The sequence below is a fragment of the Vibrio japonicus genome (assembly GCF_024582835.1).
GTDB classification, from domain to species: domain Bacteria; phylum Pseudomonadota; class Gammaproteobacteria; order Enterobacterales; family Vibrionaceae; genus Vibrio; species Vibrio japonicus.
In genome coordinates this window covers 1713153-1732578 of sequence record NZ_CP102096.1, presented here as the reverse complement: position 1 = coordinate 1732578, position 19426 = coordinate 1713153, and the positions used below count along the sequence as shown (strand labels likewise).

Below are 19426 nucleotides of genomic sequence, written 5' to 3'. Positions count from 1 at the left end.
TGGAAGTTGCGTAGAGCAAGAGCAATGAGCCATATACTAGATAAAATCGAAACAGTTTACCCATTTCCGCCAAAACCAACGCCTCTGTCAGACAGCGAAAAGCAAGCGCACATCGCGAACATTAAAAAGCTGCTGAAAGAAAGAGACGCGGTATTGATCGCCCATTATTACACTGATCCTGAAATTCAAGCACTTGCTGAAGAAACAGGCGGCTTTGTTGGTGATTCACTAGAAATGGCGAAATTTGGTAATCGTCACCCTGCAAGCACGCTGATTATTGCTGGCGTTCGTTTTATGGGAGAATCAGCAAAGATTCTTACGCCTGAAAAACGCATTTTAATGCCGACATTAGAAGCAGAGTGTTCTCTTGATTTAGGCTGCCCAGCAGACAAGTTCACAGAGTTTTGCGATGCGCATCCGGATCATACGGTTGTGGTTTATGCAAACACCTCTGCTGCTGTTAAAGCACGCGCTGATTGGGTTGTGACATCAAGTATTGCTCTTGAAATCGTTGAGCACCTGGATGCTGAAGACAAGCCAATTATTTGGGGACCAGATCGTCATTTAGGCTCGTACATTGCGAACAAAACAGGTGCAGATATGCTTCTGTGGCAAGGCGAATGTGTGGTGCATGACGAATTCTCAGCAGATGCACTGCGTAAAATGAAGTCAGTTTACCCGGATGCAGCTATCCTCGTTCACCCTGAATCACCTGCCAGTGTGGTTGAGCTCGCGGATGCCGTTGGTTCAACTAGTCAGCTAATCAAAGCGGCGAAAGAGCTCCCTCAGCAAAAAATGATTGTTGCAACGGATAAAGGCATTTTCTTTAAAATGCAGCAGCTTGTGCCTGAGAAAGAGTTAATTGAAGCGCCAACGGCAGGCGCGGGTGCGACGTGTCGCAGCTGTGCACATTGCCCTTGGATGGCGATGAATGGTCTTAAAGCGATTGAATCAGCACTACAAGATGGCGGTAAAGAGCACGAAATTTTCGTCGATGAAGAGGTTCGAGTGAAATCGCTTATCCCTCTTAACCGTATGTTGCAGTTTGCTGAAGAGCTTAATATGCAAGTTAAGGGCAACGCCTAATTTAGTGAAATACATCACATTCAAAAACCAGCGAACAGTCGCTGGTTTTTTTCTATCTGATTTATAATTTAACTTCAGATACTTAATGGAATTGCTGTGGTAAGTGTATGACCGTATGGTTGTTTTTCAAAAAATGGTTAACGTCTAACGTTTTTCATCTGAGTAACCGAAACCTGATCCTAATCAGTTTAGTTTATTTCGTTGCTTCATGGGTTTTGCTGTATTTAGCAGGTGAAGACGCATTAACGGAAAATCTATCGACGTTTATCTACTATCTCATGGTGACTGCTTCAACCGTCGGTTACGGTGACTATTCTCCCCAAACGGGTTATGGGAAGTGGATAGTGGTTTTGTTTATTATTCCTGGTGGTTTAAGTCTTTTTGCAGCCATTTTGGGACGTATTGCTAGTGGTGCCATCGATTATTGGCGAGCGGGCATTTTAGGGAAACGGAGAGTACGAGTGGAAAACCATATTTTAATTCTTGGCTGGAATGGTCAGCGCACCATCCATTTAATTCGTATGCTTCAGCATGAGGAAGAAGGTAAGCGACCAATTGTACTTTGCAGTCGTTCTGATATTGAAAATCCACTGCCGGGAGAGATAGAGTTCGTCAGAGTGAACAGCTATACCGACAGCCAACAAATGCAACTGGCGAACGTTGCAGATGCAAATTGCATTATCGTTGATAATTTAGAGGATGATATTACGCTTTCTGCCTCTTTATACTGTGCAAACATAAACCCGAATGCGCACCTATTGGCTTATTTTAAGGACGAAGCGTTGGGCCAGTTATTGAGCCAACATTGTCCTAAAGCTGAATGTATTCCTGCCGTAGGCGCGGAAATGCTGGCGAAGGCGGCGGTCGATCCCGGCTCAAGTGCTTTGCATCAGGAACTTCTCGCATCAACGCGTGGAATGACGCAGTATTCGACCATCTACCCTCAGGCGTTACCTTCAACGACAGTGGAAGCGGTGTTCACGCATATCAAGAAAGCGTATCAAGCCACTTTGATTGCGATAGATTCAGGTAATGGTATTGAGCTTAACCCGGAGTTAAAGCGGGAAATCCCAGCAGGCTGTAAGATCTTTTACATCGCGGATGAGCGCGTGGACGCCTTCGATTGGAGTGTGTTGGCGTCTAACTAACACAACTCTCTTTTGTTTTGAAGATGCCCCATTTCGTTGAGAAGTGGGGCATTTTTTTCGTTAGTTATTACGACTAGCACTCGTTATACGAGGCATCAGTTACGCGCTGAGTTAGTGTGTGTGAGCGTGCGCGTGTACGTGGCCTTTCTTCTCGACCGCCATTTCAACTTCGACTTTTCCTGCGTGCTTAAATGTCAGCGTCATTGGGAAACGATCACCTTCTTTGTACGCCTTTTCAGGATTAAAGATCATTAGGTGGTAGCCTCCAGGCTTGAACATTTCTGTTTGCTTCGCGGTAATCTTCACGCTGTCTATCTGCTTCATTTTCATCATTCCGTCAGCCATCTCGTGAGTGTGAATCTCCACTCGCTTTGCTACGGGTGTCGTTGCGTCAATTAGGAAATCATCAACGTCAGAATTGTTCTTAAGTTGGAAAAATCCCGCGATTACCGTTGCTGTAGGAGGGGCTTCTCGGCTCCAAGGGTGATCAATCTGGATGTTGCCTTTGTGATAGTCATGCGCAATAGAAGCTGAGCTAAACAGCGCGCAAAGAGCAAGAGAGAACGTTTGAAGGGACTTTTTCATTAAATACTTTTTCATCATTTATTCCTAAATCAGTTAAACCACTTAAGTGGAAATACACTCAGTTTTTGTTTGGCAAATTATAGTGTTTGCTTGTATGCCAAATGGATAATTCGTTGTTTATGCGTAAACAAAGAATGGTGGTGACTGTTTAGGAGCGATGGATAGGTATAGATTCCTTCTGCAACTAATATGTTGATAGTTTGGAATGGTAGGGGAAAAACGAGCAAGCCAAAGAGTCATCGCTGTCAGTATTAAAGCAGCAACGATGGCGGATATTTTGCAAACATCTAAAAGTGGGCAGCTAAATTTGAGTGGCTCATGAACACTATCTAAGGTGACAGTTTCATCATCATTCGCCTCAATTAACTCGCTCACATCTACCCATTTAAAGCCCTCAGAAGTACACAGGAGGATCTTCTCGTCTTGCGCATCTGACAGCCAGTTTCCGTTATGGACTTGGGATGGGTTCAGCACCATGGTGGCGAGGAGGTAAATTTGAAACAATAGAGCAGCAATGACGTACAGTGCCATCACCTTATGTATGCTCTTGTTGTTTCTAACGTTTCTCATCGATTTTCTGCAATAGATGTAATGCGGGGGCGAATATTAGCAAGTGCGCTAACAAAATGTAACTCGGTGTTTATAAATAAGTGATGTTGGCGTGAACTTATTGCAGTTGAAACAACAGCCTTAGTCTTCAAAAAAAGAGAGTATCCAAAAAGAAAGCCGCTGAATAAAAACAGCGGCTCTTTTATACTAATCAAAGTGATTTCATTGGGTATTGCTATTCTGCATTAGCGAGCGAAGCGCCACGCATTGTTAAACCGCATAACATCATTGGAATAGAGTTAAAGATCTCTTCGAATTGCTCTAGTCCCTCAATACCTTGCTCAGCAAGTGTCGCGATTGATGTTTCTGGATCGTAAAGCATACTCAAAGATAACAACACACCGCCTAATAGCGCGCTATCTTCGCTATCTTCCGGCATGATGGTTTCCCAATCATCACGTGATAATTGCCAGCCTTGAAGTAAACCTTCACAAAAGTCGCGTGCCGCTTCGTTTACAATTTCTTCTTCGTCCAGCACACATTCAGAAGGCCACTGCCAACGGTTTTCAAGTAGCGCAGGTCGGTACTCATTCCACATCGCAATGATATGTTCAATGTAGGTTTCTAGGTGCTCACCATCGGAAAAAGGTGCGACTTCTTCTCCTCCCCATAAGAAAGGAAGCCATTCTTGAGGAGCCAACAGGTTTGGCGCAGCGGCCATCGCCGTTACAAAACCGCGCGTTTTCGCTTCGTTAATAAGTTTGTCTTGTAACTCTGGTTGAGAGAGAAGTTCTTGTAGAGTCAAAGTGATTTACCATAAATGTCGATGAGTTGTGATGCAGCAATGGTAACAGGCGATGTGAACGATAAAAAGGTTGAAGGGTTTAAATATTCACTATAATTTTTGATAAACAATATAAATTCAGTTGGCTATGGATATCCAATCTTCCCTAAAACGAAAGAGCATGCTCGCGCTGGCCTTGTACCTAGTTGTGGTTGTTACATTGATCGGTACAGTCAGTTATTTAGTCGTAGAGCCTCCAACACGGAAGCAACTGGAACGAAATCTAGACTTACGCACCGAGTTGATCTCATCCTACATTCAAGCGCCCGTTAATCGCTCATTGGGTTTGCTGCACAGCATTATCGTCATTGGCAGCAGTAATGAATCGCCAAGTAGTAAGGCAGAACATCTACAAAGTTTGTTTTCTCTGACAGAAGGTGTCGCCGTCAGTGGTGGGTTATGGCCGGCCCCTTATTCACAAAGGCCCGATCTTGCTTACTCAAGTCAGTTCTTTAATCGCACCGACGATGGAACAGTCGAACGTATCTATTCTTATGACTCTCCTGAAGCTGGCGGATACGACCACGAAGATTGGTACACGTCCGTTATCAATGCACCTGCTGGCACGGTGTCTTGGTCTCGTGTTTACGTTGACCCATTTACTCAAGTACAAATGATTACTGCCTCTGCACCTTATTATATAAACGACCAGTTTGCGGGCGTTGCGACGGTTGATGTGTCGTTAGAAGAGCTTGTCGGTTTTGTTCGTCATCACGCGGAAGAGTATGACTTAGGCGTGTACTTAACGGATTCTTATGGAGAAGTGATCCTAAAGCACCATTTTAAACGCTTAGATGGTGAACACATTGGGCGGCATACATTTGGTAACTTCAATTGGAATGTGGATGTGGTCAACGCAAAGCGGATTGTTGATGATCAGGTGTATGAAGTGGTTTCCAAAGTTGAAGCCGGTTTGATGCCGATTATGTTGATCTGCGTGATGCTAGGATACTTCTTTATCAACAGATACCTTATATCCCCAATCGTTTTAATTGCGCAGAGGGTCGATGATTCCAAAGAAGGGGGGATCATTGATATTAACTACAATAGCAACGATGAAATTAAGCAACTCATTGATAGATTTAATCAGAAAACCGTTTATTTAGAGGAAGAGAAAAAGAAAGCACTTGCCTCGACCCAAGCCAAAAGCGCATTTTTGGCCACGCTTTCCCACGAGATTAGAACTCCGATGAATGGTGTTTTGGGGACCGCGCAGATCCTGCTAAAAACCCAATTAGATGACAACCAGCGCAGACAATTACGCTCACTGTACGAGTCTGGTGATCATATGATGATGTTGCTGAACGAGATCTTAGACTTCTCTAAAGTCGAGCAGGGAAGAGTAGAGCTAGAGAGTAGCCCTTTCCCATTCGATTCAATCATTGGAAGCCTGCATAGTACTTACTTTTCTCTCTGTGCTGAAAAAGGGCTTGAGTTCCAAGTCATATCGGACGTGCCGGAAGATCGTTGGTATTGCTCTGATAAAGCACGCCTGCGTCAGATTCTGTTTAACTTACTCAACAATGCAGTCAAGTTTACGTCAGAGGGAACCGTAGAAGCGCACTTTAGTGAACAGCGCATTAACGATGAAGATTACCTCCAAATCAAAGTGTCAGATACGGGAATTGGTATTCCTGAAGACGCGCAAGAGAAAATCTTTAAACCCTTTGTACAGGCAGAGTCTTCTACGACACGCCGTTTTGGAGGAACCGGGTTAGGATTGGCGATTGTCAAACAGTTGTGTGAACTGATGGAGGGAGAAGTTCGTGTGACCAGCACTTTGGGAGAAGGGTGCTGCTTTGAAGTCACGATTAAAATGCAGCAATGCAAAGCAACAGCACCTACGGTCCGTTCACATAACAGTCATAGGTACACTGGCCTTAAAGCGTTAATCGTTGAGGATAACCGCACCAATGCCGCGATTCTGAGCGCGCTGCTGTCTCATAAAGGGTTTAGCTGCGAATGTTCAGTAAATGGGAAGGAAGCAGTCCAAGCCGTGACTAATGGGGAATATGACCTCGTACTTATGGATCACCATATGCCCGTCATGGATGGCGTTGAGGCGACACAAGCGATTCGATCTTTACAAATAAAGCAGAGCAAAGTGCTCATATTTGGTTGTACAGCGGATGTTTTTCCAGAGACCCGAACGCTCATGAAAAGTGCTGGCGTTGATTCGATTATTGCCAAGCCAATCGACGAAATAGAGCTTGATGATGCGCTCTCGCAGTTCTCAGAGCAGCTTTATCAGTTCAAAGATCGTTTAGATAAACGCCTACACGCGTGAATGTGATTCCCAAGCTAGTATGAGAGCTAAAGATCATGTAGAGAATAAATCGACCTTAGGCGAACCAAGCAGTTTGGTTGAATCGTCAGCTGATTAGTCACATAGTGAGCAAACAAACCGATAAGTCAGGATTTTTTAGGGATTAAGCTTGACCTAACCCAGTAGAATCATTAAATTAGCGCCTCGTTGGTTCGCAATACCAACCACAATTTGATTCGGTGAGTTGTCCGAGTGGCTGAAGGAGCACGCCTGGAAAGTGTGTATACGGCAACGTATCGAGAGTTCGAATCTCTCACTCACCGCCACATTCTTGAAGAAAGACGTCCTAGGGCGTCTTTTTTTGTGCCTAAATAAACTAATTCTTGTCAAAATTAAAATTGTTCAATTCAGTTAATCGAGAGAAGTAAGCTAATTAGTTTTATAGATTGGCACTCAAGTCCGCTCTTCATCCTAAACTACAAAAAACTAATAGCATTAAAAATGCTTCAATTCTGCGTTTAACATTTATTTCGTAATGTGAGTCAAACAGGATAAATAGTTAAATGGTTTATTTAACAGTTTGTGAGAACTCGAAGCCTTGGTAGCATATACCGTATGCATATATAACCAGACGTGGCAGGACATCTTTTGAATCTAGCTCGAGCTCTCAGTATTCTCTCTAAATCTTCACCCTATGCGGTAAGCACGGAAAGAGAGCCAAATCATGACGTACTGACTAAATACAAAAGCCATATTTACATCAAAACCGATATAGAATCTGATTTTAAGCAAGTGCTTCTGTCTGCGAAAAAAGACGAAATCATCTTTTTGTGTGGCAGTAGTGGCGATGGTAAATCGGAAATTTTGACTCAATACAGCCAAAAACATAAAGCAACGCACGATTTTCATCTTGATGCGACACACAGCTTCAACCCTAGCGAGACGGCTATTCAAGCTCTAGATGAGAGATTCACACAGTTCAAAGGAAATGACAAGCCACTCGTTGTTGGCATTAATATTGGTATGTTGGGTAACTATGCTGAGGAAGGTGCTGACCAACATAACGATGTGAAAGCGTCAATAAAGGCTTTTCTGGAAAATCAATCGGACGACATTCCAGCAAACCATACATTTCTAGATTTCGAACAGTATCCGAAATTTACTCTTGGCCATGAAGTAAGCACATCCGATTTTGCCGCTCAATTTCTTGCTCGCTTAACTGAGCCAACTTTAGATAACCCGTTTTATGCGCTCTACGACAGTGAAGTGAAAAAATCTGGTCACAGCGTACTGACTGCAAACTACGCTTTATTGGGGTTGGAGTCCGTTCAAAAGAACATTATCGCTCTGTTACTCAAAGCGCGTTTGATCAAAGACCAATTTTTAACAGCTCGTGCTTTACTGGATTTTGTCTTCCAGATCTTAGCTATGGAAGAAGGTTACCTGTTCGACAACTTGTTCTCCGGTGCGGATAACGAATTGCTAGAGCATATTCAGAGCTTTGACCCAAGCAATATTCATACTCGCAAGATTGATGAGTTTGTTCTGCAATTTGGTTTAGGCATTGAAGAAGATGGTTTTACTCAGTTGAAAGAACAAGTGAAACCGCTCGGTGTATTTGATGTGTCAAATGCTGCTTCTTACCTTCGTATGGTTTACTTGCTCAAAGATGAAGAGCAGTTTGCAAATAAATACATTAACGACTTAAAAGTCGACTTCGATAACTCTTTAGTGAATCAGTACGCGAATACTTGGCTGCTTCACCGTGAGTTTGATGGTTCTGGTAAACAGAAAAAAGAGTTAAACAAGTTCTATAAAGACATCCTAATTTCGGCGATTCATCGTTACTGTAATCGTAACTCTCCAACGCTCGATAAAGACCAATTTTTTATCTCAGAATACAACGGTTTTAAAACCGCAGCAGAGCTTGAGGTGAAACCTGATTTTACAGCTATCAAAACTCAAGGTGTTGGCAAAATTGGTTCTTTCAATGCGCACATCCGTGCTGATGATAACGCACTGCTTCCAATGCCAATAAGTATTAACTTACTCGAATTGCTAGAAAAGATTAACCAGGGGTATCGACCTAACAAGCACGATAAAAACGCGGTGCTTCTGCTAGATGAGGTGATTGAACAGATCATCACTGTTGCAAACGAGAAGAACACCCTGTTTATCCTGAAAAATGATAAGCGCTACAAGATCGTCAATGAAGATGACGAGTATTTCGAAGTGAGTGGTATTTAAGATGACAATGGATAAATACATCAAACCGTTTAATCCGAAGTTGCCACAAACGGCGGAAGACGTACCCAATAAAAACAGCTTGAACAGTTATTTGCCAATTCGTACCAAAGGTAATGACTTTGATAGCGATGCGGTGATTGGCCTTGTATTGCGTGGGTTATTACGTAAGAAGATTGAAGGCTACAAATACGAAGATTTTGTCTCTGATTGTCAGTCTGCGTTTGAAGAGAAATTAGGCGAAGAAGAGTTTTGGGAAGTACTACGAGAGATGTACTTTGATAACAAAGACATCTTCTCTGTGAGTCCTGAGCTTTTGCTATTTCGTGCGCAAAAAGGTGAGTTTGTAGCAGGTGACTCTCGTGTTGCTTCTATGTTTACCAACTTACTTCAGAACATGCGTGTCGAAGAGTTTGACGCAAAACTCAACTTTATCGAACGAGAGATGCTTTCAACTCTGCGTGACAAGATGAAAAGCGATTCATCGATGCAAGCAAGTGAGCATCCATACTTGCCATACCTATCTAAAGCATTTCGTGATGATTTGAAGTTTTTGGCAAGTCGACCTAAGTACCTATTAAGTGAAATCGAATCGTTTTTGTCTTTTTACGGTTTTGCTTACACCGCTCAGTTAAGCCTATCGCTCACAGATTGGCGCTCTGGTGAGGAGCCAACAGCCAAGCCGTTGTACTTCATCATGGATCATGAGCGTGCTAGCAATGAGCGTACGCACATCAAAAATCACGGTTACAAGCTTTTCAATGAATCGGCAACTCGTTTGTTCCCAATGTTGACAATGCTAGAACTTCTCCAGCCAGGCATGGGTGACAAGAGCGCTGCCAAAATACCATTGTGGGCGATTTCAAAGGGTATTCAAGAATCCCGCTACGAACACCTAAAGAGCGACTTAGAGAACTTTGCTCGAGCATTTAAAGCACAGCGTGGACTTGATACATCACTTGATGAATCGGAATCTGCGCTGGACTGGCTTGGCAACATCATGAAGTTAGCCATGGCACAGTTTAGTATCGGCGAGCGATTCAACATCAACAAAAAATACGTTTCTGAAGTAGAAAAGTATCTTGCTGCTCACTTTATTCAAAGCCGAGGCCGCAGTGGTCGAGTGTTGGTACTTAACCAAGACTACATCATTTTATTAACCAACCTTGTTGTTGGAGAAAAGGACAAACTCCGTTTCCACGAACTGATTGCCGCATTTAAACAACGTGGCATTTTCGTTGATAAACAAACCGAACAAGAATTAATTAAATTCTATGAGCGCATTGGTAACGTCGAGCGCATGAGTGATAGTGGAGACGCAGTTTATGTCCGTAAAACAATTTGAGACCTTTCTAGTCGAGCAGTTTCTGGCTGATGCTGAAGCTCACATCAAGGCAGGCTTCCGTTATCAGTTCAAGTCACCAGATAGCGAAAATAGTGTGCGTTTGTACCAAGCGATGATTGCACATTCACAAAGTAGTATTAGTGCGAGCAACGGTATCGAGCTGCCATTTATTCAGTTGTCTAACTGTAAGATCGTACCTGTTATTCATAGTGAAGATCCTGCTGAGTACCAAGGCTTTACAGAAAACTATATCTCTCACCTACGTGATGAAGTCGCAAGCCAGTCAGGCTACTTGAAGGGCTGCGCGCTGGTGGTAATTCACAATAGCTTGTTGGATACCTTGATTAACTCAGCAGAAGATCTGGCTCAGCTTGGTCAGGTGTGGAGCCCAAGCAAGATCAAAGCGGCGATGAAAGGGCTGATTGATCAACAAGACAAAGGCCGTGATGTGTCTAATTGTCTTTTGGATGACCAGTTTGATGCGATCCTTGAAGATGGCGCGACCATGTTCGGTTTTGAATCACTATACAAAGCTGTTGAAGATGGTGAACTGCGCTTCAATGAACTTGGTATGTTTGAAGATCCGCTCGTTGCAGAGATGAGCGGTAACCCGAAACAAATCAAAAAACGTTTGGAAGACAACCGTGCACTCTATGAAGAACTTTCTTTTGAAGTGGAACACTTCGGTGATCAGCTTCAGGATCGTTTGAAGTCGTTCGGTGAAAAATTTATTAACGAAAATTTCTCTGAAACTGATGCGTGGAAAGATGTTGAGTATGAAGCGTTTCTGCAAGAGAAAAAACGCAATGCACAGCAGCAACTTGTCCTTGAAGAAGAGCAAGCTAGCGAAGGCATGACCATTACTGCGCGCAACCGTGCAGAAACTAAAGCTGGTATGCGTGATCGCCACCTTATTATTGAGCTTGATGAAGGCGTCAATGACTTTGAATTGAAGTTGATTTTCCAAGGTGCAAGCAATCTAGAAAAGATCCAGTTTAAAATTCAACCAGCTAAAGCGCTTGGTAATCAAGAAGTGATTTCAACGCTGAATGGCCTGAAGACGACCCGAGCAAGCTTGAAAGGCACATACAACAACGAACCGTTGTTCTTCAACCTAGCGCTCAAGCGCGAGAACAAGTCTGAGGTCTATAACTTCCGCTGTCTCGTTATTCGCAAGGGTGAATTTTACATTGAGCCATTCAAAAACATCTTCTTGATCGAGCCAGCGCCTGCTAAGCAGCGTTTAACCTTGAACATGGAAGAGAACAAGCTTCAGATTCGAGCTGAAGAGGGTACGACTTGTTCTTTGACGGATGCAAAACAAGTCGTAGACGTAGCAGAACACTCGCTGGTGGACTTTGAGGCGCTGGCCAATGAAGCGGATGAGATTGACTTCGCTGTTAAATCAGGCGACAACCAGCTTAAGTTCAATGTTGAAGGTGCAGTAGCGACAGACTCGTTGAGCTTGCCATTGTTACTCAACCGAGGCCGCTACCATAAGTTATTCAAAGATGAATACAACGGTGAGTTTTACTCCCCAAAAGGTAAAGTTGGCATCGATAACAGCGAATTTGTTGTACCTGGTGTTCGTCTAAAACTGCTGCGCTGGGAAGAGGCGTTCATCAATGACAAAGTCGTGTCTATTTCTGACTCTGACACAATCAAGTTGGGTGATGTACAAGCCATTGATGACGCTATGCATTCATCCTATGTCGAATTGTATGATTATCTTGAACAGCGCCGTAGTACGCCATCCTTAGCTTCTTGGGGGGATGATTTCACGACGCTTGCACAAAATGTAGTAGATGCAAGTCTTGCTTATTTTGAAGCGATCCCGACGGGAAGTATGCTGACCAAAGAGCAAAAAGCCGCGCTGCAAATTGGTTTGGTTAAATCTGAAGGTGAAGAATATTACTCTCCATTCCACCCGTTAATCTTGGCTTACTACCTAAATCTACGCAGAGTGATTCGTGAAGATGAAAGTTTCGCTAGCTTGCCAGATGTGACGTTTGAGCGCCTATCACCAAAAGGCTTGTTGCCATATGTTTATCATCCTCAGCATGAGTTTGCTTACAACCAACAAGTGAAAGAAAACGCCTTCTGGATTAAGTGTGTGCCACAAGAGAAGAGCTCACTCACTTTCGTTCGTAAGTTGGTTAAAGAGAAAATCGACGAGTTCCAAACCGCATTTAGTCAATTATTCACAGGTTCTGAAAAGAGCATCATCATTAACGCAGTGAATCAAGACAGCGCTGAAGAACTGTTTATGGGGCTAGTGGATTACATACGTAGCAATCAAGAGCAAGCGGCTTCGATTCACATCAACCTTTATGATGACAAACTCACGTTTAATGCGTTTGACCGCTTTGCAGAAACAGCAAATTACGATGAACTGAAAGAGTGGTTAGAGCTGAGTAAAGGTAAAGTACGTGAAGTGGCGGATACCATTATTGATATCCTTCGCACTCGTTTAACCTACAGCAAGTTTACTAATGAGCAGGCGAATAAAGACGGTCAGTCATACGCGCACCTCTCATTCTTCCGTAACAACGACAAAGTGGATTGTTCAGACATTGCAATCGAAGACATGGCTTCTGGTATTGCATGTGATGGTCTATTAACGGGTGACGCGTCTGAGAGTAAATCTGGCTCTTACTTTACTGGCTTTGGTTTGAAGGGAACGGATTATCAAGATCATCCCCACCTGATGATGGCTAAATACGTTGGTGCTTTACTCAAACCTGCGTTAAAACCAAACACGCAGTATCACGGTGCAAACGCGGTTGCGCTTGCAGTGAGTGAAGATTTCAAAGGTCTTCTAGAGCGATCATACGACAGCTCTATTTGGACTATCATCATTGATCCCAAAGTGACATTGGATTTCTTCCATAGCAACGAAGATGTCGTTTTGATTCACTATTCCGATCAGTACACCAGCTCATCCAGCTATGATGCGATAACTGTTACTGCTCAGCGTGGTCTGTTTGAAAAGGTCATCAAGCAAGGTGATGGTGGCCAGATCAATGAATTCAACGCATTCAACGGTGATTGGCTGTTGAAGATGATGACCTGCGCGCCAACCATCAACAAAGAGCGCAAAGGTGTTATTGGTGCTTATAAGTTTGTAACCAGCTTAGTTCACAACTCAGACATTACCTGGGTTCCGCTTTCTGTGGCAGAAATGATCCGTGTCTCAGGTAACATCGGCCTGAAAATGTCAGACAGTGAATTCTCGCGCAACGTTCATGGTTACAAAAAAGGTGAGATTTCTGATGATGTATTGCTCGTAGGCTTTAAAGGGCAAGACATGTATTTGCTACCAGTGGAAGTAAAAACAGGCTCAATTCCTGACTACAAAAAAGCAATTAAGCAATCAAAAGAGTTGTTGCGTTACCTGAGCGAAGATCTGCTTGGCAATGACAACCTTGCAAGCAAGCTTTACCGTGGTCTGTTCATGCGTCAAGTGCTCATGCAGGTAGACAAGTACCGCTTGTACAACGTGTTCGCTCCAGACTACTTTGACGCACTGCTAGACAACAAAGAAGAGTGGCTGAAAGGCGATTACTCGCTAGCAAAAGTTGCTGATTACCCAGATGGATTTGTTGTCAGTCATCTTGAGGGCGCAAGTTGCTTGCAACCAGAATACCAAATGTTGGAAGGCGTGCTAAAAGTCGACCTTCCGATGGGCTTGCTTCCTCGTTTGGTAGAAACGCCACTTCAAGATGTGCTTAACGAGTTAGATATCGTCAAGTTATGTCACGTACCGACCGAATATGTCCTAGGTGGAAAAACTCAAGCAGAAGTGCTCGAAGTCGACAGCCAAACAGATGTTACGAGTGAAAACGTAAACCAAGAAACAGCTGACTCTGAGATTGAGTTAAACACTGAAGCTGAAGAGGGTTGCTCTGATGTAGAAGAAGGACAAACAGCTCCGGAGAAAGACATTTCGGTGCAAGGTGCTGAAGCAGTAGATACCTTCAAGTCACAACCATCGGGCACTAACTTAAATGTGCTCTTTGGTCACAATGCTTTGACGCAAGCACCGCTGAACTGGGAACCAACCAATACGGCTAAGTTTATGAATACCAACACTGGTATCATAGGCACTATGGGTACGGGTAAAACTCAGTTCACTAAATCAGTGATTACACAGCTTTATCGCAATCGGGCAGACAACGTAAACGGTGCGCCAATTGGCATGCTTATTTTCGACTACAAATCTGATTATGTAGACGATAAGTTCCAACAAGCGACAGCGGGTAAGAAGTTTAACCTTCATAAACTGCCATACAATCCACTGAGTTTGTTTGGTGATACGCCAATGTTGCCTGTGCACACCGCGCGCGGCTTCTCTGAAACCATGGGTAAAGCTTTTGGCTTAGGACAAAAACAGCAACTACGTCTGCGTAAGCTGGTGGGTGAAGCTTATGAGTTGGCTGGTATTCGCAAAGCGGATCCAAGCACTTGGACAAAATCAGCACCAACAATCTCACAAGTATGGGACTTGTTTATTGAAACTGATCCAGATGAAGATTCGTTATACGCGGCACTTGAAAGCCTATACGAACTAGAGATTTTCGAAGATGACAACACCAAGTGTATGAGCCTTTACGATCTTGTTGATAGTATTACAGTTGTTGAGTTGGCAGGTTACCCATCAGAGATTCAAAACCTCGTAGTGGCATTAACACTGGATTTGTTCTACTCACAAATGCAGAAGAAGGGTAAGCCAGAAGTACAAGGCGATTTCCGACAAATCACCAAGATGATCTTGGTGGATGAAGCGGATAACTTCATGTCTCAAAACTTCCCAAGTTTGCGCAAGATCTTAAAAGAAGGTCGTGAGTATGGTGTTGGTGTGATTCTGTCTACACAAGACATTACGCACTTCCAAACTGGTGAGAACGATTATTCTAGCTATGTGCTTACTTGGGTAATCCATCGCGTCGCGAAGATCCGCCCACAAGAGCTAAAAGCTATGTTTGGTGTAAACGAAAAAGCTGAGCAAGAGAAGCTGATGGAAACCATCAACAAGCTAGAGAAGCACTACAGCCTATACATTGATGGCGCGAAGAAGATAGTCAAGATGCGAGATAGAGCATTTTGGGAGTTATAAAAATAATTAAAATTAAACTAAAGGTTACGTTTAATGGATAGTAAATATAGTACTCTTATTAATATTCTAGATAAGATTATTTCTGAAGCTCCGGCTAAATATAAGAAACTATACAGTGTCGATGATGACAAAAAACTAGAGCAAGCTAGATCTCGAGCATATATACATCTCTATCTCATGGCTAAGTTTGGTATGTTAGACTTTCTTGAGAGAGAGTTGCTGATACTGGACGGTTCAAATGATGGTGGTATTGATGCGTACTATATTGATACAGACAGTAAGTCTATTAACATAATACAATCTAAATTCAGACATAATAAGAAAAACTTTGAATCAAAAGAGATTGAAATCGATGAACTGTTAAAGATGGATATAACTCGTATTCTTGACGGTGAAAAAAATTGTGAAAATGGTAACAAATACAATGGCAAAGTTAAGGGGTTCCAAGACGCACTTGATAAATTGAAGCATAAAGCCAAGTATGAATATAACGTAATTGTTTTAGCCAATTGTAAATACGATAAAAATAAGTTAGAAAAACTTACGGGTGGTTATGAAAGTAAAGTTATTGATTTCAATTTGGCATACGATGAACTTGTATATCCTGTAGTTAGCGGTAATTACTATAGCCGAGATGATCTTGAGGTTAGTATTGATTTGTCTAACTCTCAACATCCTAGAATTCAATACAATGCTGACTTGGGTAGCGTAGATGCAAATATTACGGTGTTATTTGTTCCTACTATTGAAATCGCAAAAATAATGAATAAATATAAAAACGCCATACTCCACTATAACCCTAGAAGTTACTTGGATATGCGAAAGAACTCCGTAAACAGTGAAATTGTTAATACTTTAAAAGAAAGTAAGAATAATGAGTTTGCTCTCTATAACAATGGACTAACGATAGTATGTAGCGGTTGCTATTTTACTGAGAAGACAGGTAGGAAAAATAAAGCTTCTTTATCCATAAGCTTGCCACAGATAATAAATGGTGGGCAAACAGCATTTACTTTGAGCAAAATCTATGAAGAAGTAGAAGGCGACGAAGATAAAAAAAATGAGTATTTTTATGGTAAAGAAGTCTTAGTTAAAGTTATTTCTTTTGAGACTGATGAAGAAGATGATGATGAAGACAAACTCTCAGGGTTTCTTCCTGAACATTTAAAAATAGTAGAAAATGTTAGTCAAGCTACCAATCGACAAAACCCTATTGATGATGCGGACAGAAAAGCAAACCAGGAGAGCCAGGTTAGTTTTCAGAAATATGCATTTAAGCACTCAGGCCTGTACTATGAAAGAAAAAGGGGGGAGTTTGGAGATGGTATCGCTAAAGGTTATTTAGATAGAAGTATGCTCATCAAGAGAGATGATCTCGTTAGATGTTGTTTTGCATCTATTATTGAGCCGGGCTTGGCTAGAAGCGGCAGCAAGAAGCTGTTGTTTGGTAGTGATGGCGTTGATAGTTTTTTATCTGATGGCGAAAAGTATGAATCCTACATATATGCTGTTAAAGCTCTACTAAACTTGAAAGATATGGAGAAGCAACATCGCACATCGGATGATAAGTATAGTGTGTCTAAATTTGGAAGCGCATTTAGGTACGGTAAATATGCAGTTATTTCTGCAGTGTTTTCTAAATATTCACTCGATGAGATTCGCTCAAATTTAACGGTTGTCGTTGAAGATATAATGATAAGTTGGATTGATTTTGAAAATTGGATTAGAGAAGAAGGTTTTAAAGATAGCTTCCAAAATGATAATAATATGCTAAATTTCTACAAGGGCGCAAAAATAAAAACTGCTATAGAGCAATATTTCCCCAAAGTCAGCTAATAAAAATATGAAAGAATCCCCGGAATATTAATTCCGGGGACACATTTATTTAAAGTGATTTTGAAAGATGCGACAAAAATTTGTGGTTTCTAATCGAAGCAATCCCATCTTCAACATGTGCTGCCCAAGCTTGTTGGTAGTCTTTACTATCAAGCTCTGGGTAGTACATCTTCAAAACTAACTCAGTAACATCGCTAGTCTCACCGAGCCAAGTATATTTATCTAACACAAGTGAACCGTCTAGTTTAGCTTCTTGACCGCGGTAGCGGAAATCACTTTCAATTGAGCGGAAAAAGGCGATACGAGCGGACACGTTTGGTGTTATGCCAGTATAGCCTTTTAATTTCTTGAGCTGTTCTTCTGTTGAACGAGACAGGTTCATACGATTAGGTAGCATTACACTGCCTCCTTGGTAGTTTCTCTCCAGAAGTAACCTTCTTTCAACGTCGAAGACTTGGTTGCCCCGTCAAAACAAATTTCATAAGTACGAGCAATATCGTCTTGGATAAGGCTGGTGTAGTTTCTATCGATCTCTGTATCTGTTGAGAGAATCACAACCTGATGGCTGGCAGTAGGGAAGTAATTTTCTACCAATTTGTCACGGTGATGTGAGTCTAAGCGACCTAATGGCGTATCGATAATAATAGGAAGCTTGCGACCAGATGTACGACCAAGCGCTTCTAAAATAGAGATAGCATAGATCTGTTTTTCACCAGCAGACATTGCTTTACGGTTAATTTTGATGCCGTGATCATCCACCAACTCAACATCAAAGGTGGCAGGATTGATGGAAGCAGATAATTGCAAGTCTTCTTTACGAGCGAGTTTTTTGTATGACTGAAGAAACTCGTTTTCTAACTGATTGACACGTGCCTTAGTAAGCTGCTCACCAAATTTTTCTAGCAATAAGATAGAGTTTTGAGCATTACTGATGCTCTGATCTTTATTGGATTGATCTTTATTCTTATCGTGGAGCTTCTGAATTTGGCGAGCCGTTTCAAGAGCCAGTCGTAATTCACTTTTCGCTTTCTCAAGCAAATCATGGTATTCGATAATCAGCTTTTCTTTTTTCTTATCTAACGCACGAACGTCAGCGAACAGCTCTTGCACTTGTTCTTGTTCAGGAGCTCGCGCAATGTTGTTTGACGCGTTATCGATCTCTTCCTCTACTTCCTGAAGGCGTACTCTTGCCTCATCAAAACGTGCGAAAGATTCTTTAGATAGGTTTGTAAGCTGATAATCAATGGTATTCGCTTGTCGATCAGAGATATCTAAAAGTAGCTCGGCAGAATCAAGCTCACCTACGTGCGCCTTAAAACTATCAGCAATAGCGTGTTGAGCCATCTCTGTATCAAAACTTGGGTACTTCGAACGTAGTGTTTCTAAGAATGAGTCCAGCTCATTACCAAAGTTCTGCTTCTTCTTAATCTGTTGTTCTTGCTTGATCTGAGTTTGAAGACGTTGCATCGCATTAGGTGCTAGTGCGAATGGAAGACTTGTCTCCATTTCCATGCGAATTTGTTTCTCAAGTTCCACTTTTTCTTTGAGAAGGCTATCTACTTTTTTCTGTTCATCTTCTCTTGTCTTTGCCCAAGCTCCGCCGTTTTGAGATAGTTTACTCTCCAAAATCTGTATATCTGAAGTAGTGTGTACAATTTGTTTTACTACTTCACCAGCTTCGAAGCGAAGTTTATCTGCTTCTCTCTCATGTTGGATGCGAAACTTCTCCAGGCCCTCCATTTCTTCTTTAAGAGAGTGACTTAGAGTGCTAGCCCCTTGTTTTTTCAAGAAGATATTTAAGTCGCTCTTAAGTTTAGCTATTACATCTAAGCCTAGTAGCCGACGGACAGCGGTCTTTAATACCTTGCCTGATTCATCTTCTGCCAGATCCGCTATTTTCTCACCATCAAAGAAGAATAGGTCAGCGATTCCTGTCGGAATGAGTTCATTTAGAAAACCTTGGCACTGGTCATAATTGAGTTCAGATATTTGTGTCCCGTCTTTTTCAAGACAGAGGCTATCTTTCTTACCACGCTTCCAACCACGAATGACTTTGTAGGTATTTTCTTCGCCGTTTTGGCTATATTTAAACTCAAGTTCAATCGATGCGTTATCCTGCACGCCACCATGACCTACACCTTTGTGAATAAGCTCAGATAGAGCTTCAACATATTCGCCATTGGAAAGGACTTGGCTAAAAGATTGACGCCCAAATAGAGCTAAACGTACAGCGGTTAGGATCGACGTTTTACCTGCACCGTTTAAACCGCCAAACAAAATAATAGGTCGTTCAGTGCCTTCGATAGGTCCATTTTTACTTAGACGAGCAGGTGCTGGGCGTAAGTCGATTTCATGTACACCGCGGAACACTCGAAAGTTATTGAGAGTTAGTTTTGTAATTAACATT

General features: G+C 42.3%; 12 protein-coding genes and 1 tRNA gene. 8 read left to right on the top strand and 5 right to left on the bottom strand.

Translation table 11 applies throughout. From position 1 onward, the window contains the following. Window positions 1-24 precede the first annotated feature (24 nt). Both nadA and NP165_RS08190 read left to right on the top strand, forming a co-directional pair. Window positions 25-1086 carry a quinolinate synthase NadA gene (nadA, locus tag NP165_RS08195; protein WP_257083488.1) on the top strand — a complete coding sequence of 354 codons (1062 nt, stop codon included), beginning with the start codon at window positions 25-27 and terminating at the stop codon, window positions 1084-1086. Window positions 1087-1193: 107 nt separating this feature from the next. Next, entirely contained in the window at window positions 1194-2234 is a 1041-nt protein-coding gene (locus NP165_RS08190; RefSeq protein ID WP_257083487.1) for a potassium channel family protein, read from the top strand. A gap of 111 nt (window positions 2235-2345) precedes the next feature. On the opposite strand, the gene NP165_RS08185 is transcribed toward NP165_RS08190, so the two are convergent. From NP165_RS08185 to NP165_RS08175, 3 genes are all read right to left on the bottom strand, one after another. Continuing rightward, entirely contained in the window at window positions 2346-2819 is a 474-nt protein-coding gene (locus tag NP165_RS08185; RefSeq protein WP_257083486.1) for a copper chaperone PCu(A)C, read from the bottom strand. 117 nt (window positions 2820-2936) lie between these two features. Then, entirely contained in the window at window positions 2937-3389 is a 453-nt protein-coding gene (locus NP165_RS08180) for a hypothetical protein (protein WP_257083485.1), read from the bottom strand. A 214-nt stretch (window positions 3390-3603) separates the two neighbouring features. After that, window positions 3604-4173, bottom strand: a complete 570-nt coding sequence (locus tag NP165_RS08175; protein ID WP_257083484.1) for a UPF0149 family protein — start codon at window positions 4171-4173, stop codon at window positions 3604-3606. Window positions 4174-4300: 127 nt separating this feature from the next. Here NP165_RS08175 and NP165_RS08170 point away from each other — a divergent pair, with 127 nt between their 5' ends. From NP165_RS08170 to NP165_RS08145, 6 genes are all read left to right on the top strand, one after another. Continuing rightward, the gene (locus NP165_RS08170; protein ID WP_257083483.1) at window positions 4301-6499 is read left to right on the top strand and encodes a hybrid sensor histidine kinase/response regulator; all 2199 of its coding nucleotides are present in this window, start codon (window positions 4301-4303) and stop codon (window positions 6497-6499) included. A gap of 217 nt (window positions 6500-6716) precedes the next feature. Continuing rightward, window positions 6717-6804 (top strand) — tRNA-Ser (locus NP165_RS08165). A 322-nt stretch (window positions 6805-7126) separates the two neighbouring features. Next, window positions 7127-8725, top strand: coding sequence for a DNA phosphorothioation-dependent restriction protein DptF (gene dptF / locus NP165_RS08160; protein WP_257083482.1), 1599 nt, complete (start codon window positions 7127-7129; stop codon window positions 8723-8725). A gap of 1 nt (window position 8726) precedes the next feature. After that, on the top strand, window positions 8727-10067 hold the full coding sequence (gene dptG, locus NP165_RS08155) for a DNA phosphorothioation-dependent restriction protein DptG (RefSeq protein ID WP_257083481.1): 1341 nt from the start codon (window positions 8727-8729) through the stop codon (window positions 10065-10067). After that, complete coding sequence (gene dptH / locus NP165_RS08150) at window positions 10048-15183, top strand: DNA phosphorothioation-dependent restriction protein DptH (protein WP_257083480.1); 5136 nt, start codon at window positions 10048-10050, stop codon at window positions 15181-15183. The genes dptG and dptH overlap by 20 nt, the downstream gene beginning before the upstream one ends. Window positions 15184-15216: 33 nt before the next feature. Continuing rightward, window positions 15217-17019, top strand: coding sequence for an AIPR family protein (locus NP165_RS08145; protein ID WP_257083479.1), 1803 nt, complete (start codon window positions 15217-15219; stop codon window positions 17017-17019). 49 nt (window positions 17020-17068) lie between these two features. Here NP165_RS08145 and dndE read toward each other — a convergent pair whose 3' ends face one another. Continuing rightward, window positions 17069-17416, bottom strand: a complete 348-nt coding sequence (gene dndE, locus NP165_RS08140) for a DNA sulfur modification protein DndE (RefSeq protein WP_257083478.1) — start codon at window positions 17414-17416, stop codon at window positions 17069-17071. Beyond that, window positions 17416-19425: a DNA sulfur modification protein DndD gene (gene dndD, locus NP165_RS08135; protein WP_257083477.1), complete on the bottom strand. Its 2010-nt coding sequence runs from the start codon at window positions 19423-19425 to the stop codon at window positions 17416-17418. The genes dndE and dndD overlap by 1 nt, the downstream gene beginning before the upstream one ends. Between the last annotated feature and the right edge of the window lies 1 nt (window position 19426).

What these genes read in the sequence shown, in the direction of transcription:
- nadA (WP_257083488.1), top strand. Translation starts at nt 25, where the DNA reads ATGAGCCATATACTAGATAAAATCGAAACAGTTTACCCATTTCCGCCA.
- NP165_RS08190 (WP_257083487.1), top strand. Translation starts at nt 1,194, where the DNA reads ATGACCGTATGGTTGTTTTTCAAAAAATGGTTAACGTCTAACGTTTTT.
- NP165_RS08185 (WP_257083486.1), bottom strand. Translation starts at nt 2,819, where the DNA reads ATGAAAAAGTCCCTTCAAACGTTCTCTCTTGCTCTTTGCGCGCTGTTT.
- NP165_RS08180 (WP_257083485.1), bottom strand. Translation starts at nt 3,389, where the DNA reads ATGAGAAACGTTAGAAACAACAAGAGCATACATAAGGTGATGGCACTG.
- NP165_RS08170 (WP_257083483.1), top strand. Translation starts at nt 4,301, where the DNA reads ATGGATATCCAATCTTCCCTAAAACGAAAGAGCATGCTCGCGCTGGCC.
- dptG (WP_257083481.1), top strand. Translation starts at nt 8,727, where the DNA reads ATGACAATGGATAAATACATCAAACCGTTTAATCCGAAGTTGCCACAA.
- dptH (WP_257083480.1), top strand. Translation starts at nt 10,048, where the DNA reads ATGTCCGTAAAACAATTTGAGACCTTTCTAGTCGAGCAGTTTCTGGCT.
- NP165_RS08145 (WP_257083479.1), top strand. Translation starts at nt 15,217, where the DNA reads ATGGATAGTAAATATAGTACTCTTATTAATATTCTAGATAAGATTATT.
- dndE (WP_257083478.1), bottom strand. Translation starts at nt 17,416, where the DNA reads ATGCTACCTAATCGTATGAACCTGTCTCGTTCAACAGAAGAACAGCTC.
- dndD (WP_257083477.1), bottom strand. Translation starts at nt 19,425, where the DNA reads ATGTTAATTACAAAACTAACTCTCAATAACTTTCGAGTGTTCCGCGGT.